Raw genomic sequence first — 17,147 nt, forward strand, 5'->3', positions numbered from 1 at the left:
GGAACGTGCCGTCCGACCAGCCGGTCGTGATGCCCTGGGCCTTCATCCACTCAATCTCCTTGTAGTAGGGGTGGTTGAGCGGAACGTCCTTGAAGCTGGGCGTACTCGGGGCGGTGAACTGCGGCGAGCCGCTCATGCGGTAGAAGTACGCGGCCATGGTGGCACGGTCCATGTTGTTCAGCGGACGGAAGGTGCCGTCCGGGTAGCCGCGGTCAATCTGGTGCGAGGCAATCCAGGTGATTTCGCGGTAGAACTGGTTATCCGCCGGAACGTCGGTGAAGCGTGCATCGTGGATGGTGCGAGCCACCTTCACGACCTGTGCACGGTCGCCAGCGGCAACACCGTTAGCGGTCTTACGGCCGCTCAGGTCACCGGTCGCGTTGTGCATGTGCAGGAACAGAGCCTGACGCTCCTTGTTGTTGTTCTTGCGGTGAACGGTCAGCTGACCGCCGTCACGATCCACGAACAGGCCGGGCACGCCCGACTCCTCACCGGTGAACCACACACCGGGGTTGAACGGGGAGAAGGTGATCGCATCCGTCGCATCGACGTAGGAGTTACCCTCGTTGTACCAGGTGTCGGTCTGCACCGTGTACTTGATGCTCTGAGCCTTCTCAGCGGTCAGGCCCAGGTCCTTCAGCGGCACACCCAGAATCATGGTGTTGGTGTCCATGGTGTTGGTGTCGGTGTCACCCCAGGCGCTGTTCAGCGGGTAGCGCGCCACCACGGTGGATGCTTTACCGGAGATAGACCAGACCTTCACCAGCGGGTAGTCCAGGCCCTTCTCGCGGGTCACCTCGAGCGTGTAGTCGGCTTTCGAATCGCCGGTGGTATCAATCTGCACCTGTACCTGACGGCCCCAGTGCATGCTGTCCCAGGTGCCCCAGGTCGAAATGCCGAAGAACAGAGAACCATCGTTCGGGTTCTTACCGGCTGCCTTCAACGCCGGAGCGTCCGAGGCAGCACCCACATACTGCAGGTCAACAGCCTGGTTCGACGGCAGCTTCAGCTGACCGGTCGGAATACGGTCACTGACCGCACCCAGCTCAAACGCACCCAGCAGCGAACGGTAACCGCCCTGGTTCAGGGTCGTACCGCGCAGAGTCACCGTGGACTCCTTATCGGCAATGCCCTTGTAATCAATACGGGACGCATCAACACGCATCTTCGAGACAGGCTTCGGTGCCACGTGAATCGACTGGCGGATCGCCTCGCGGCCATTCTCAGAGAAAATCAGGCGACCAGAAGCGCTCGCAATGTACTGGCGCTTACCGGCAATCAGAGTCTTACCGGTCGTCCAGTCCTGGGCAACCTGGTCGGCGCTCATCGCCGGGTCCATGGTCTTCTCAAGCTTGGAGGGGTCGATGCGCACGGTCACGGTCACGTTCTTACGCTCACCGGCACCCACGCTCACCTGCTGCGGGTAGGAGTACTCCACACCCGGGATGGTCGTGCTTGCCTCGTAGCTCAGAGTGTAGGTGTGAGCCTGCGAATCGGTGTTGTCCAGAACGATTTCACGCTGAACAGTCTGAATACCCGAATCGGGGGTGTACTCCAGCACACCAAACGCGGTCGAAACACGCTCGGGGGTCTTCGCATCGTACGCAATGACCTTCGCGTCCACGGCAGCGCGAGCATTCACCATGCCCGTACCCACACGATCCACCGCGTACTGCGCACCCTGCTCATTCTTGATCGGGGTGGACGCGCCGTTCATCAGCGCAGCCTTAATCATCTGCGGGTTGTAATCCTGATGCGCCTGCATCACGAGGGCGGCGATACCGGTCACGTGCGGGGTTGCCATGGAGGTACCGGTGAAGGAAACACCCTTATTACCCGTACCCACAGCGGCAGACACAATCTCAGTACCCGGTGCCGCAAGGTCAGGCTTAATGAAGCCATCAGAACCGTGCTGACCGCGAGCGCTCGAGGAATTCAAATCAAAAGCGTGCGAGTGAGGACCGCGGCCCGAAGCCTTGTAGTCCAGGTTCATCTCAACGGTCACCGGACCGGCAGCCAGAGCCTTCTCCAGGTCCTTCGTCGAAGAAGCAGTCAGACGCAGACCCGGAATGGTCGCATTACCGCCAATGCCGATCGTGTAGCGCTCAGCCTTACCGGCCATCACCACGCCCAGGCCACCGGCGGCCTGCACGTAATCGAAGCGGGTCTTCGAACCGCACGGGAACGACAAGTCGTCCTGATCCCACTCGAAGTAAACCCACTTACCCTTCAAAGCCTTCGCCTCATCAGCGGTGAAGGCCTCGCAAGCGTAACGGTTACGCTTCGGTGCGGCAACAACCTCGCCGCGCAACTGATCAGCGGACGCCTTCGAATAATCGAAGTTCACCGAATAATCACCCTGCAACCACTCCAAACCAGTCTTCGTGGTCACGCGGGCACGGTCAATCGGCTGAGTCGAACCGTAAGCGTTCGCCACCGACAGCGCCGCAGCAGCATTCGCCGGGCTACCCGAATCGGAGTAGGTGTCACCCACACCGTTGTAGTTATTGGCGTTACCGGCAGCAGCCACAGTGAACACACCCTGGCGCGCCATCGTATTAATCATGTACGACTCAGGGTCGTCAGCCGGAGCGAACTCGCCACCGAGCGAGAGGTTCACAATGTCGGCGCGGTCAGAGAAATCACCGTCACCATTCGGGTCCATCACGGTATCGAGCGCCTTCATCACAACACTCGAATTGCCGTAGCAACCGAACACACGAATCGCCAAAATCTGAGCATCAGGAGCAGTACCGGGGCCAATAGACATGCCCTTCAGCTGCTCCTCCGTCAGGTTCTTGTAATCGCCACGGTAAGTCGTACCGTTCGCCGTCACACCATAACCGGCGGCAGTACCCGCCACGTGCGTGCCGTGACCGCCAGAACCGAAACCGTCCGGGCGGCAATCCAACGGGTTATTATCCGGCTGCGGAGTCGACTTCTCAGCCACCGACGCATTGTAGTCATCACCGACCAGGTCAATGCCGCCAATGAACTTATTACGATCAATCAGACCCGAATCAGCGGACGGAAGCTCCGTCATGGCCTTGGCCTTCAGATAGGCGTCCACGGTTCCGGGGCCGCCAAAGTCGGCGTGAGTGTAGTCCACACCCGAGTCGACGATCGCAATCTTCACGCCCTTACCCGTGTACCCCGTATTCTCACGAGTCCACGTGGCAAGAGTCTTCGTATCAATCTCGCTACCGGAGTTCATACGCTCCTTCGCGATAATCGGCGAAATACGCTCCACATCCGGGCGCTCCGCCAACGCACGAATCTGCGCAGCATCACCAGTAATCGCCGCACCACGCATCGCATTATGCGTGGTGTACATCAGCTTCGCGCCAGAAGCAGCCGCCACAGACTGAGCCTGCGACTGCACCTGAGCTGCAATAGCCTGCACCTGCGCCTGACGGTTCGCCGGCGCCTCCTTACGTGCCAGAACAGCCGCGGACTGGGTCTGCTCATACGCGCCCTTGCCCTTGAACTGAACATACACGGTGACCTGGCCTTCAGCCTTCTGCAGGCCCGGGCTGATACGCGAGGCAGCGTCACCGGATGCGCTCGCAGTGCTTCCTTCGACCTGCTGGGGGCTCTGAGCGTGAGCTGCAGAGAAAGTGGCGGGAACGCCGAGAGTAAGGGCGAGGGCCGCACTCAAACCGGTCGCACCGACAGCCTTCATTCTGCGGCGTGGCGCATGAGGCGTTGTCATGGAATCCTCCTTCGGATTTTCTATTTTTCGATAGTGCTGTGTGCTCTGTGGTTGTGTATCGGTGATACGCGGAGGCGGCCCCACCGGCAGACGACGAGTGAGTGCATCCGCCGGTGAAACCGCCACCAAAACTTGAGAGGTTCCGGGATTTTCAGGCCCCGGACCCTGCCGGTTCCAGGTGTCCCTCCCACCCCATGCAGGAGGTGGGAGAGGACCCGAACCGTTTGCTACCGGTTAGCTACCGTCTAGCGTCCGGCGAGGTTCGCCACCTTCTCGCTGTAGCGGTAGATGAACGCCGCCATCGCATCGCGGGCGATGGGGGTCACCGGGCGGTAGGTGCCGTCGGGCCAACCGGTGCTGATGCCGGTTGAGGCCAGCCAGGTGATTTCGCGATAGAACTGGCTATCGGCGGGCACATCCTTGAACGGGCTGGTCACGGGCAGATCAACGTGCGGCGAGCCGGCGTAGCGGTAGAAGAACGCCGCCATCGCATCGCGGTTGACCGGTGCGTTCGGGCGGAACGTGCCGTCCGACCAGCCGGTCGTGATGCCGCGGGCCTTCATCCACTCAATCTCCTTGTAGAAGGGGTGGGTGGTCGGCACATCCGAGAAGCTGGGCGTGCTCGGGGCGGTGAACTGCGGCGAGCCTGCCATTCGGTAGAAGAACGCCGCCATCGCGCCGCGCTCAACGGACTCCAGCGGGCGGTAGGTGCCGTCCGGGTAGCCGGTGGTGATGCGACGCTGAGCCAGCCACGAAATTTCGGTGTAGAACTGGTCGCCGCTCTTCACGTCGGTGAAGCGGGACGGGGTGATGTACTCGTCCTGCTGCTCCTTGACGTTCAGCACCTCGGCGCGGTCGCCGGTTGCACCGTTCACACCCGAGAGGTCGCCGGTGCCGTTGTGCAGGTGCAGCAGCAGTGCCTTCGCGGGGGTGCCGGACTCGCCGAGCGCGGGGAGGGCGTCGGCGGAGCGGTGCGCCTCAAGGGAGCTACCGGGGGCGTCCGGGAAGAGGCCTGCCACGGAGGAGGAGTCGCCGCTGAACCACAGCTTGGGGCTGAAGGGGCGGTACTTGATCCAGCCGGTTTCGCTGACGTTGCCCCACTCGTACTGGGTGGTGGCGCTGACGCGGTACTGGATGTCCGGGTTGTTGGCGCTGGTCAGGCCCAGGTCCTTGAGGGGTGCACCCATCACGAGGGTGTTGGTGTCCATCATGTTGGTGTCGGTATCGCCCCAGGCGCCGTTGAGCGGGTAGTAGGCGAGCTCGACGAGGCTACCGTTCTTGTAGCCGTAGAGGCGAACCAGCGGGAAGTCCAGGCCCTTGGCGCGGTCGGTGACCAGCTTGTAGTCGGCGCGGTTGTTGCCGTCGGTATCAATCTCTACGGTGAAGGTGTTCTCGTAGGAGACAACATCCCAGTTGGCCCAGGTGGAGATGCCGAAGCGCAGGGTACCGTCGTCGGCGTTACCGCCGGCGGCCTTCAGCGCGGGAGCGTCCGAGGAAGCACCCACGTACTGCAGGTTCGCCTTGACGTTGCTGTTCAGCGACAGGGAGGTGGGGGCCACGCGGTCCACGCTCGCACCGTACTCGAAGGCGCCGAGCAGGGAGCGGTAGCCGCCCTGGTTGACCTCGGTGCCCTTGAGGGTGACGGGGGTCTTCTGCCAGCCGGTATCTGCCTTCTGAGCCTCTTCGCTAGAGGGCTTCTGAGAGAAGGTCAGGGCTCGGTCGGCGGCGTGCATGGTGCTGACGGGCTTGGGTGCCACATGGATGGGCACGCGCAGGTCCTGGCCGTTGTCCTCGGCGAGAACGAGTCGGCCGGAGGCGCTAGCGATGTACTGGCGGTACTGTGCCGGCACGGTCTCAACGCCGGTGTAGTAGTCGGTGGCGTTCTGGGTGACGTCTGCCGCGGGGTCGCGGGTCTTCTCCAGCTTGGACGGGTCGATGCGCACGCTCAAGGTGAAGTTCTTGGTTTCACCGGGTGCCAACGTCACGGACTCGGGGAACGAGTATTCCACTCCGGGAATATTGGTGCTGGGGGCGTAGGACAGCGCGTAGGTGTGCGCGGCGGAATCGGTGTTCTCCACCGTCACCTCGCGGGTGAGGGTCTGAACGCCGGCATCCGGGGCGTACTCGAGCACGCCGAAGCTCACCGAGGTCGTGTTCGGGCTCTGGGCGTTGTAGGCCAGGGACTTCGACTGCACGGCCGCGAGGGTGTCCACGCGTCCGGCACCCACGCGGTCCACCGCGTATGCGGCACCGGATTCGGTGCGCACATCGTGGGTTGCTGTGTTGACGAGGGCCGACTTGACCTGTGCGGGGGTGTAGCTCGGGTGGCTCTGAATGACCAGGGCCGCGGAGCCGGTCACGTAGGGGGCGGCCATGGAGGTGCCGCTGAAGGTCACGGAGCCGTTACCGGTCGCGACCGCCGCGGAGGTGATGTACGAACCGGGCGCCGCAATGTCGGGCTTGGTGTAGCCGTAGCTGCCGTGGAAGCCGCGGGCACTCATGGGGTTCAGCTGATCCAGCTTGTCGGTGTCCACGCGCAGAGATGCCTTCAGGTCGTTGCCGAGGCGCACGGTCAGGGGCTTGCCGGCTGCTTCTGCCGCGGTAATCTGCGCGCGCAGGTCCTTGGCGGCGGAGGCTGCCAGGCGGAAGCCGGGCAGGGTCTCGTTGCCCGCGATGCCCAGGCCGGGCTCCTCGTCGTGACCGGCGAGCAGCACGCCCTTGGCACCTGCGGCCTGCAGGTTGTCGAAGCGCACCTTGGAGCCGCAGGCGAGGTTACCGTCGGCCTCGGCCCAGTCGATGAGCACCCACTTGTCCTTTACGGCTGCCGCTTCGGCGGCGCTCAGGGCGTTGCAGGCGTAGCGGTTGTTCTCGGAGATCGCGGTGACTTCACCGGTGAACTCCTTGCTGCCGGTCTGAGCCCAGGGGTAGGAGACGCTGTAGTCGCCGCGCACCTTGCGGGTGGTGCCGGTGGCCGGATCGGTCAGCTCGGCCGCATCCACGGCGCGGGTCGAGCCGTAGGCGTTGGCCACGGTAATCGCGGTGGCTGCGGTGGCGGGGTGACCGGAGTTGGAGTAGGTGTCGCCGCGCAGGCTGTAGTCGTTGGCGTTGCCCGCGGAAATCACGGAGAGCACGCCGGCGCGGGTGAGCGCGTCAACGGCGTAGGCTTCGGGGTCGTCAACGGGGGAGAATTCGCCGCCGAGGGACATGTTGACCACGTTCACGCGGTCTGAGAAGTCACCGTCACCGTTGGGGTCGAGGGCGCGGTCGAGTGCCTCGATCACCACGTTGGTGCTGCCGCTGCATCCGAAGACGCGGAAGGCGTAGATTTCAGCATCGGGGGCGACGCCGGGGCCGATCTTCATGGTCTTGAGCTGCTCTGCGGTGAGCTTGCTGTAGTCGCCGGTGAAGGTCGTGCCGTCGGAGTTCACGCCGTAGCCCGCCGCGGTGCCCGCCACGTGGGTGCCGTGGCCGCCGGTGGTGCAGTCGAGCGGGTTGCCGTCGGGAACGGCGGTGTTGCTGCCGTCGTAGTTGTCACCGACGAGGTCGTAGCCGCCGGCAACCTTGGCGCGGTTAATGAGCCCGGAGTCGGTGTTGGGTAGCTCGGTGAGCTTGGACGCCTTCTCGTAGTCCTCGAGCTTGCCGCTACCGCCGAAGTCGGTGTGGGTGTAGTCGATACCGGAGTCGATGACGGCGATCTTGACGCCCTTGCCGGTGTATCCGCCGGCGCCGGCGGGGTTGGTGGTGCCGGTCCAGGTGGCGAGGGAGCCCGCGTCAATGGCGGCGCCCGCGTTCTGACGGTACTTGGGCAGGATGGGCGAGATTTTCTCCACATCGGAGCGGCTGGCGAGTGCCCTAATGGACTCGGCGTCACCGCGCACTGCCACGCCGCGCACCGCGTTGTGGGTGGTGTAGAGGACCTGCGCGCCGGACTGGTTGCCGACCTGCTGTGCCTGGCTCTGCACCTGGGAGGCGATGGCCTGCACCTGCGAGCTGGTGTTGACCGGTGCCTGGGTGCCGGCGCGTACGCCTGCGGGCTGGGTCTGTTCAAAGGCGCCCTTACCCTTGAACCGGACGAAGGCGGTGACGGTGCCGCTGGCGTTCTTCATGCTGTCGCTGATGACCTGCTGCTTGATTGCGTCGGGGTCTTCGGCGGCGTGGGCGGTGCCGCCGAGTGCGGCCAGGGGGCTCAGCGCCATGCTGAGGGTGAGGACGCCGCTGTAGACCCTGCGGCGGGTCTGCGTGCGCCGACGTGGTGCACGCGGGGTGGGGGAGTCGGTGGTGGTCACGGTGCTCCTTTGCTTGGCTCCCGTGGTGTTTCTGGGAGGCGTTTGTGAATATGGTGCGGGCAGTCCCGCAGGTTATACCTGAGAATGAACCCTCAGATGTGAACCACAATACACCTTTAAGGGGTTGATAAGGGGATTTTCGGTTGTTTGCGCCACAAAATAGGCTCTCATGACACATTGTGGACATTGAGAGTTCTTCCAGGTCTGTGTGGGATGGTGAGAGAAGAACCGTCGGTGTCGAAGGGAGCCGGGGTCGGGCGGGGAGCCCGCCTCTGGTGTTCGCGTTCTGGATCCGATGGATCCGCGTAATATACGCGCACTAAAAAGTGTTCCACCTGCGCAAACGCGCGGCAGGGATAGGATTAAGTTACGACCACCGTTGAAGGAGATTGCGATGACCGAGCACGATTCGCAGCAGCCTCGAAAAGAGCAGGAGCCCTACCAGCCCCTGTGGGATGACTCCCTGCCCGTTCCGAGCTACATGAACATCTCCCTGGGGAACAGCGAGGCCCCGGCCGAAGCCTCCCCGCAGCAAGCCACGGAGAACACCGCGTCACCGGCCGCTAAAAGTGCGGTGGAGTGGGAGTCGGGAGTCTACTCTCACACCCCCACCCTCAAGGTGACGCCCACGCCAATCTTTGGCACGCCCGACCCCTCCCTCCAGCGGATGCACGTTCAGGATATTCCGGGCGCCCGCCCCGCCCCCGAGAGCGCCATGGAGGGCCCCGGCGCCGCCACCAACCAGCGGTTACCGGAAGGAACGGTCGGCTATATTCGCGAGGTGGATGCGCTGTATCCCGACGGTGCCCCCACTACCTGGGAAATAACCCGCGGCGCATGGATCTTTTTGGCCGTTGTAGTCTTCTGCAACCCGCTGATTGACGCTTTGCTCATCTATCCCTTTGATAATCAGGGGGCCGTGTCACTCGCCTTTCTTGGGGTTATCCTGGCGATGAGCACCGCTGGTATTCCGGTGATTCTCTGGTTCGTCTTCTTGATTATGGCCATCAGCAAGGTGCACAAGAAATACTCCGAGGCGAGGGAACAGCGCTGGAACGTCGAGAAGGCTCCCGCGTTCTGGTACTACCCCGTGTACATCGGCTGACCCCGCAGACCGTAAACCCGGCAGGCCGTAATTTTATCCGCCATCCCACCGAGGTTAACGCTCTATTTACCTTGCGCTGATAGGGTGGAGGCATCATAAGGGCTCCGAGGGCGCCGACTGGGCACCCCCAGCCGTATTCACTCGTTGATTAAAGAAAGAACGAAGACAATGTCGCAGTATCCCGACCAGTACAACCAACCCCAGCAGCCTCCCTATGGCCAGCAGGCACCGAACTACCAGGCCGGTTACCAGCAGAACTATTACCCGCAGGGTTCCTATAATCTCGCCCCCTCCTCGGCGGACGATAAGAACATGGCGATTCTGGCCCACCTGGCCTCGGCCATTCTCTCGCTGCTGTCCTTCTCGACCCTGAGCGTGATTGCTCCGCTCGTGATGTGGTTCATCTACAAGGACAAGCCCGGCTACAACTTCACGAAGGAATCCGCCCGCCGCGCGTTCAACTTCAACTTCTCCCTGTGGGTCATTAGCGCCGCTTCCTGGCTGGCGATTATGCTGACCTTCGGCATCCTCGGCCTCATCCTGTGGGTGGTACCCACGGTGGTGACCATCCTGATGGTTGTCTTCCACTCGCTGGCCGCTGTCGCAGCCGCTCGCTGCGACCTGTACGAGTACCCGATGACCTTCATCAAGATCATCAAGTAGTCTTCACGGCTTATACCGGTAGCGCCCCCGTCCGAATATCGGATGGGGGCGCTACTGTGCCCGGGTATGGCACGCCTGTTGACCGTTCACACGGGACTTAAAGGGAGCGGCACGGTATCATGGGAAGAGGTGTGCCTATTCACTCCACATTCACTCTACGGATGATGGGACGCCGCCGCGCCGTGAAATCCGGTGCGTCTCTTCGAAGCTTTCAAGGAGCACAAAATGTCAGCTGTCGTGATTGTGGGCGCCCAGTGGGGCGATGAGGGTAAGGGCAAGGCTACCGACCTGCTCGGCCCCCGCGTAGACTACGTGGTCAAGCCCAACGGCGGTAACAACGCCGGTCACACCGTGGTGGTGAACGGCCAGAAGTTTGAGCTGAAGCTGCTGCCCGCCGGTATTCTGAGCGACAACGCCGTCCCCGTGATTGGTAACGGCGTGGTCGTGAACCCCGAGGCTCTCTTCGCAGAGATCGAAGGCCTCGAGGCCCGCGGCGCTGACACCTCCCGCCTGAAGATTTCCGCTAACGCGCACCTGGTCGCACCCTACCACCAGACCATGGACAAGGTGACCGAGCGCTTCCTTGGCAAGCGCGCCATCGGCACCACCGGCCGCGGTATCGGCCCCGCCTACATGGACAAGGTTGGCCGCCTCGGCGTGCGCGTGCAGGACATCCTCGACGAATCCATCCTGCGCCAGAAGGTTGAGGGCGCGCTGCGCCAGAAGAACCAGCTGCTGGTGAAGGTCTACAACCGCCGCCACGTTGAGGTTGAGGAAATCGTCGAGTACTTCATGTCCTACGCCGAACGCCTCAAGCCCATGATCGTGGACACCACCCAGCTGCTGAACAAGGCGCTGGACGAGGGTAAGACCCTGCTGATGGAGGGCGGCCAGGCCACCTTCCTGGACGTGGACCACGGCACCTACCCGTTCGTGACCTCCTCGAACCCGACCGCCGGCGGCGCCTGCGTGGGTTCGGGTGTGGGCCCGACCCGCATCACCCGCGTGATCGGTATTCAGAAGGCGTACACCACCCGCGTGGGTGCCGGCCCCTTCCCGACCGAGCTGTTCGATGAGATGGGCGACTACCTGCGCACCACCGGCGGCGAGTTCGGTGTGAACACTGGCCGCCCCCGCCGCTGCGGCTGGTACGATTCCGTGCTGGCACGCCAGGCCGTGCGCATCAACGGTTTCACCGACCTGTTCATCACCAAGCTGGATGTGCTGACCGGCCTGGAGAAGATTCCGGTCTGCGTGGCCTACGATGTGGACGGCGTGCGTCACGACGAGATGCCGATGACCCAGACTGAGTTCCACCACGCCAAGCCGATTTTCGAGTACTTCGACGGCTGGACCGAAAACATTTCGGATGCGAAGAGCCTGGACGAGCTGCCCGAGAACGCCCGCAAGTACGTACTGAAGCTGGAGGAGCTCTCCGGCTGCCGTATTTCCGCTATTGGTGTGGGTCCGGACCGCGACCAGACCATTGTGGTCCGCGACCTCATCAACGAGGACTAAGCTCAAAAGCTCAATACGCGAAAGCCCCCAGAAGGTGCCTTACAGGTGTCTTCCGGGGGCTTTCCCATACTATCGACAGGAGCGTGATCGGAGACTTATCACATGGCGGGTGGGAGGCGCCTGCGGGTGACTGCGGAGAGGTGCATCCCGTATGCTGGGTAAGGGCCACAAAAGTGGTGCTAGTGCGTTCAGAGGAGAAAAGCGATGTCCTATATCACCGGAGCTATCTACCCGAGCTCGGACCGCCCTCAGCTGGGTGCCACCGAGGAAGAAACCCTCCGCGCCTACGCGGACAAGAACGCCGCGGTCGTCCTCACCTACGCCAACCCGAGCGTGCACGAACTACACGAACTGCAGCACACCTTCAACCTGCACGAACTCGCCGTGGAAGATGCCACCCGCGGCCACCAGCGCGCCAAGCTCGAACGCTACGGAGACTCCCTCTTCGCGGTCATCCGCCCCGCCGTCTACCTGGATAAGGAAGAGGAAGTGCACCTGAGCGAGCTGCACCTCTTCGTTGGCCCCCGCTACATCCTCGTGCTCGTCAAAGACGCCCAGCGTAGTGACCGCAAAATCGGCGAGCAATACAACCTGCTCTTCGGCACCCCGGACGCCTCACCGGCCCGCCTGCTACACCGCATCCTCGACAGCACCGTCGACGGGTACACCCCCGTGCTCGACGGACTCGAAAACGACAACGACGAGATTGAAGACATCCTGTTCTCCACCCACGACCGCCAAGACGCCAACCCCCTGGCGCAGCGCATCTATGAGCTACTCAACCAGGTGATTGACTTTCAGCGAGCCTGCCGACCCCTCGAACCGATGATGGGTCGCATCATTGAAGGCCTACGCACCGGCACACTCGACCCGTCCCCCTACCCGGGTGCAAGCCAAGGCGAAGTCGAAGACGAAGTTGTGGAACTTGCCCGCCAGTTCCGTAATGTGCTCGACCACGTGGTCCAAACAAAAGAACGCCTTGAGGATCTTCGCAGCTCCCTCGAAAACGCCCTGCGCGTGCACGACACCCTGCTCGGACAGCAACAGAACGACGACACCAAGAAAATCTCCGCCTACGCGGCGCTGCTCATGGTGCCCACCATTGTTGGCTCCGTCTACGGCATGAACTTTGAGGTCATGCCCGAGCTCAAGTGGGAGTTCGGCTACCCGGCGGCCCTGCTGCTGATGCTGGTCTCCTGTCTGCTCCTCTACTGGTTCTTCAAGAAGAATAAGTGGCTCTAACAGTCCACAAAACGCCACTGGCTAGGCCTTTAAACGCGTATGCCGCGTAGGGCATACACACATGCCTTACGCTGCGCGGTCGTACTGGGCACGCATCGCGCGGCGGCAATCGCGGCGCTCACGCTTGAACTTCGTGCACATAGCCTTCGGGTCGTCGAACATGGAGAAGTCCTTCGGCTCAGCCGCCAGCCCCAAGGTCGACAGCTCAACCATCGAAAGCATCGCGTAGAACGTCTTGCGGCGCAGCTCAAAATTGCAGGCACCCGGAGCGGATTCCACCGCGAATACCGCGCCGGTGCACTCCAGAGAACGCATGGCCCAGTGCTTGACCCACAGGTCACCATTGGCCGGGCTCACGCCCATGCCGGTCAGCGCCAGACCGGTACCCTGCACACGCTCAAAGCGCAGGCACATCTCCAGGTCCTTCTCCAGGGGGAACACGAACAGCAGAGCGTTCTGCGCTGCCGCACGAAGCTCGCGCAGGTTCTCCTCGTAACCGGAAGCACCCTGAGTCAGGTGACGCATCACGCGGCCCATAGTGGAAGATACCGGCGCGGTACGGAAGCACGAGCCTTCGGCAACCAGCTGCTCCAGAACGGTGCGGAACTCCTCCACGTCGAAGCGTTCCATACGCACCACGGTGCCGCACTGCATCAGCCAGTTGAACTCCTCATCACAGCGAAGCTGCTCATCGGCAGTGCAAGAAATCTGCGCCTGTGCGTGCTGGCCCTCGCGAGTGGTGTTTTCCATGACCGTTCCTTCCGTAGATGCTGAATCAATCCGCTGGCAACACCGCGGGAGGCGGTGTGCCCGGCCGGAAGGATCGTCCCTTCCAACACCTACACTCTATGGGCGACCCCTGACACGATAAGCGTTCTTTGTTTTACCCCCGGGTAAATCTAGAAAATATTTAACGCGCCGCCGGGCACCTCGCTGAGAGGCACCCGGCGGCGCGTTACAGGTTCGTGGTTTGCGGCGAAGGCTAGTGGCGCTGACGGTTCAGCAACCACAGCATATACAGGCCACCAATCGCACCCGTCACCAGGCCCACCGGAATCTGGAAGGGCGCCAGCGCGCGGGCCGCCACAAAATCGGCCAGCACCAGGATTGCCGCACCCATCAGGGCCGAATGCCACATGGCCGTGCCCGGCGTGTGCCAGAAGCGGCGCGCCAGCTGCGGGGCAATCAGCGCCAGGAAGCCAATCGGGCCCGCGACGGAAATCGCAATAGCCACCAGCAACACGGCGGCGGCCACCAGCAGGTTCACGCTCCTCTTGACCGGCAGGCCCAAACCCGCCGCCAGGTCGTCGCCGAGCTCCAGGGTGCGCAGGCGGCGCGTCAGCATCAAAATCAGGGGAATCGCAATCACCAGGATGATGGACTGCACCTCCATCTGCCCCCACGAGATGGCATTGAGCGAACCGTGCTGCCAGGTCTTCGCGGCTTCGGCCTTCTCCAGGTCGCCGCGCGTAATCAGGTAGTCGTTCACGGAGCTGAGCATCGCGCTCACCGCGATACCGATGAGCACCATCTTCTGACCCATCGTGGCGCCGCCGCCCAGGCCGGCCAATAGCATCACCACGGCCGCCGTCACGAAACCACCCAGGATGGCGCCCATGCCCATGCCCACGCCGGTTGCGGCCAGCGGGCCGATGAGCACCACCGACAGGGCACCGGTCGCCGAACCCACCGTGAAACCGATAATGTCCGGCGAACCCAGAGCATTGCGCGACACCGACTGGAAGATCGCGCCCGACAGGCCCAGGGCCGCACCCACGACAATGGCCGCGAGCATGCGGGGCAGTCGCTGATTGAGCACCAGCTGACGTTCAATCTCGGTTCCCTCGCCCTGAAATATCAGGCGGAAAACCTGCTCGGGGGTCATCTCGTAGCTCCCATAGATCAGGGATGCGGTGGCCACCACCAGAATGAGTGCCACCACCAGCAGGGTGCGGGGAATCGGGGTGCGGTAGCGTCCCGGGATGCGGATGCGCCCGCCCGCAGTGCGGGAGGACATTGAAACAGTGCTCATACGTCTTTCACCACGCTAAATCGTTGCGCCGAACGGGAGTCTAGAATACGGGGCTGTGGCCGTGCTCGGGGGAGTGGGCGGGGCCCGCCTCGTCGTGGGCCTGCGCCTTCGCGCCCATGCGGCTCTTCTTCGCGCCCCTCGAACCGGTGCTCAGATGCATCACCAGGAGCATGAGCACGGGTGCGCCGATGAACGCGGTCACGATGCCCACCTCAAGCTCGCTGGGCACAACCAGCACGCGGCCCAGAATATCGGCGGCGAGCACGAGCGCCGGGCCGTACACGAGCGAGAGCGGCAGCACCCGCCCGATATCGGCGCCGGCCAGCAGGCGGATGACGTGGGGCACAACCAGACCCACGAAGCCGATGGGGCCGGCGATTGCGGTCGAGGCGCCGCAGAGCGCCATGATGGCCACGATGGTCGCGGCGCGCACCAGGGTGACGGGCACGCCCAGGCCGGCGGCCGCATCCTCGCCGAGAGCCAGCGCGCGCAGCGGGCCGATCAGCATGAAGGAAAGCACCAGGCCCACCGCCACGAACGGCAGGGCCGAGAGCACCTGCTCAAAGGTGCGGTTCTCCAGGGAGCCGACCACCCAGAAACGGTGCGAGTCGAAGGCCTTGGAGTTAAACATCGTGATGACGCCGGTAACGGTTCCCAGGCAGGCGTTGACCGCCACGCCGGTCAGCACGAGGCGGGCCGTCGAGTCCAGGTTGGGTTTGGAGTCGACCAGGCCCATCATGAAGACGAGGGTTGCGGCCACGCCGGAACCCAGCAAGGCCAGCCACAGCTGCACGAATGGGGAGGACACTCCGAAGACACCCACGCCCACGACCACGGAGGCGGCCGCACCCGAGTTCACGCCCAGCAGGCCCGGCTCGGCCAGCGGGTTGCGGCTCAGCGCCTGCATGAGCACGCCCGATACCGCCAGGGCCGCGCCCACCAGCAGCGCCGCGGCGGTGCGCGGTGCGCGTTTGGCCCAGATGAGCTTGGACTCGATGGTGTTCGCGTCCGGGTTCAGGAAGCCATCGACGGACCTATCCAGGGCGAACATGCGCGAACCCACCGCGAAGGAGAGAGCGCAGAGGAACACGAGCAGCAGGCATCCGAGGATGAGCGCGATGGTGACGCGCGAGATAGACGGCCCCTTACCGTTCTTGCCGCCGAGCTGGTCGGAGGAGCCGGAGAGCGCCCGAACCGCCGCGATGGATTCCTTGCTGGGGGCGGCGCGGTAGGCCGTGGTGCGCGCGGGGGCGCTTGCTGGGGTGGCTGCGGTGTTCTGTGGTGTCATCGTGGCTGCTTGTGGGTTGTCGTGCGGTTACCGTACAGGAAGTGAGGGTGAATTATTGCGATGTTCAGGCAGTCCTAAACGTGAGATATGCAATAAAATCTGAGCCCTTTAGTATCCTACAGGTTTAGATGAGGCTATCCTAATATGCATGGCAAATATGACGAACAAGATCACCCGCCGCTCCTTCGGCGCACTCGCACTCGGTTCCTTCGGCGCCCTCGCCCTGGCGGCATGCGGCTCCTCCAACACTTCTGGCTCTTCTTCCTCCGCGTCTGCTTCTGCGACCGGTAAGAAGGTGGCACCCTCCGCACTGCCCTCCGGCATGGGCACCACCACCGTTGACGGCGAATTCCCCCGCACCGTCAAGCACTTCCGCGGTGAAACCATCATCAAATCCGCACCCTCCAAGGTCGTGATTCTCTCCACCGGTCAGCTCGACGGCGTGCTCTCCCTGGGCGTCGTGCCCGTCGGTGCGGCAACCGCCGGTGACGCCGACCTGGTCCCCACCTACCTGAAGACCAAGTTCTCCGATAAGTCAGCAGAGCTCGACAAGATCGCCAAGGTCGGCAAGCGCACCGACCCGGACGTTGAGGCCATCGCAAACCTCAAGCCCGACCTGATCCTCATCAACAACACCAACAAGAAGGACGAGCTGTACGAGTCCCTCGCCAAGATCGCGCCGACCGTGGTCACCGAGGGTACCGGCATTAACTGGAAGCAGGACTTCCTTCTGATCGCCGCCGCGCTGGGCACCACCGAGAAGGCTGAGAAGCTCATGGAGGAGTACAACACTAAGGCGAAGTCGGTCGGTCAGAAGGCTGGCAGCGAGAAGACCTTCTCCTTCCTGTACGCTTCCGCTGACCGCACCCGCATCTTCGCGAAGTCCTCGTTCGTGGGCTCCATCTGCGCGGATGCATCCCTGGCACGTCCCGCAGCTGCGCAGGTTGAGAAGACCTCCATCGATTTGAGCTCCGAGCAGCTTGACCAGGCTGACGGCGACTACCTGTTCTACGGTGTGCAGGGCGGCGACGAGTCCAAGCTGACCGGTGAGGCACTGTGGAGCACCCTCAAGGCTGTCACCGAGAAGCACGCGCACAGCGTGGATTCTGACATGTTCTTCCTGAACGCTGGCCCGGCTGCCGCGCTTGGTGTTCTGGAGACCATCGAGAAGGCACTCTAAAGGTTTTAGCCTCTCGTAGAGATTCGTAGAGATTCGCCGAGAAGCCCCGCATTCTTACCTCTCATGCCCGCGCATGAGGGTGAGGAGGCGGGGCTTTCTGCACGCTCTGCACCAGCGTTTT

General features: G+C 63.0%; 10 protein-coding genes. 5 read left to right on the forward strand and 5 right to left on the reverse strand.

Going from position 1 to position 17,147, the window contains the following annotated elements:
• Both HMPREF2944_RS00890 and HMPREF2944_RS00895 read right to left on the reverse strand, forming a co-directional pair.
• Window positions 1-3,712: S8 family serine peptidase (locus HMPREF2944_RS00890; protein ID WP_070679556.1), on the reverse strand; the 3,712-nt coding region annotated here is incomplete at its 3' end.
• A gap of 245 nt (window positions 3,713-3,957) precedes the next feature.
• Window positions 3,958-7,998 carry a S8 family serine peptidase gene (locus HMPREF2944_RS00895; protein WP_246826223.1) on the reverse strand — a complete coding sequence of 1,347 codons (4,041 nt, stop codon included), beginning with the start codon at window positions 7,996-7,998 and terminating at the stop codon, window positions 3,958-3,960.
• 394 nt (window positions 7,999-8,392) lie between these two features.
• On the opposite strand from HMPREF2944_RS00895, the gene HMPREF2944_RS00900 reads away from it, so the two are divergent.
• The 4 genes from HMPREF2944_RS00900 to HMPREF2944_RS00915 all read left to right on the forward strand — a co-directional run bounded on the left by HMPREF2944_RS00900 (window position 8,393) and on the right by HMPREF2944_RS00915 (window position 12,526).
• Window positions 8,393-9,103, forward strand: coding sequence for a hypothetical protein (locus tag HMPREF2944_RS00900; protein WP_070679561.1), 711 nt, complete (start codon window positions 8,393-8,395; stop codon window positions 9,101-9,103).
• Between the two features lie 168 nt (window positions 9,104-9,271).
• A complete protein-coding gene (locus tag HMPREF2944_RS00905; RefSeq protein ID WP_070679564.1) occupies window positions 9,272-9,766 on the forward strand; it encodes a DUF4870 domain-containing protein in 495 nt (164 codons plus the stop codon).
• Between the two features lie 225 nt (window positions 9,767-9,991).
• Window positions 9,992-11,284 (forward strand): adenylosuccinate synthase, encoded by a 1,293-nt coding sequence (locus HMPREF2944_RS00910; RefSeq protein ID WP_070679567.1) that lies wholly within the window; start codon window positions 9,992-9,994, stop codon window positions 11,282-11,284.
• Window positions 11,285-11,488: 204 nt separating this feature from the next.
• Window positions 11,489-12,526, forward strand: coding sequence for a magnesium and cobalt transport protein CorA (locus HMPREF2944_RS00915; protein WP_070679570.1), 1,038 nt, complete (start codon window positions 11,489-11,491; stop codon window positions 12,524-12,526).
• Between the two features lie 66 nt (window positions 12,527-12,592).
• Here HMPREF2944_RS00915 and HMPREF2944_RS00920 read toward each other — a convergent pair whose 3' ends face one another.
• The 3 genes from HMPREF2944_RS00920 to HMPREF2944_RS00930 all read right to left on the reverse strand — a co-directional run bounded on the left by HMPREF2944_RS00920 (window position 12,593) and on the right by HMPREF2944_RS00930 (window position 15,846).
• A complete protein-coding gene (locus HMPREF2944_RS00920) occupies window positions 12,593-13,276 on the reverse strand; it encodes an integrase (RefSeq protein WP_070679572.1) in 684 nt (227 codons plus the stop codon).
• Between the two features lie 232 nt (window positions 13,277-13,508).
• A complete protein-coding gene (locus HMPREF2944_RS00925) occupies window positions 13,509-14,558 on the reverse strand; it encodes a FecCD family ABC transporter permease (protein ID WP_070679576.1) in 1,050 nt (349 codons plus the stop codon).
• A gap of 40 nt (window positions 14,559-14,598) precedes the next feature.
• Window positions 14,599-15,846 carry a FecCD family ABC transporter permease gene (locus tag HMPREF2944_RS00930; protein WP_070679578.1) on the reverse strand — a complete coding sequence of 416 codons (1,248 nt, stop codon included), beginning with the start codon at window positions 15,844-15,846 and terminating at the stop codon, window positions 14,599-14,601.
• Between the two features lie 157 nt (window positions 15,847-16,003).
• Here HMPREF2944_RS00930 and HMPREF2944_RS00935 point away from each other — a divergent pair, with 157 nt between their 5' ends.
• Window positions 16,004-17,026 carry an ABC transporter substrate-binding protein gene (locus HMPREF2944_RS00935; protein WP_070679775.1) on the forward strand — a complete coding sequence of 341 codons (1,023 nt, stop codon included), beginning with the start codon at window positions 16,004-16,006 and terminating at the stop codon, window positions 17,024-17,026.
• The last annotated feature ends 121 nt before the right edge of the window (window positions 17,027-17,147 follow it).

The sequence above is a fragment of the Rothia sp. HMSC072E10 genome (assembly GCF_001813965.1).
GTDB classification, from domain to species: Bacteria; Actinomycetota; Actinomycetes; order Actinomycetales; family Micrococcaceae; genus Rothia; species Rothia mucilaginosa_A.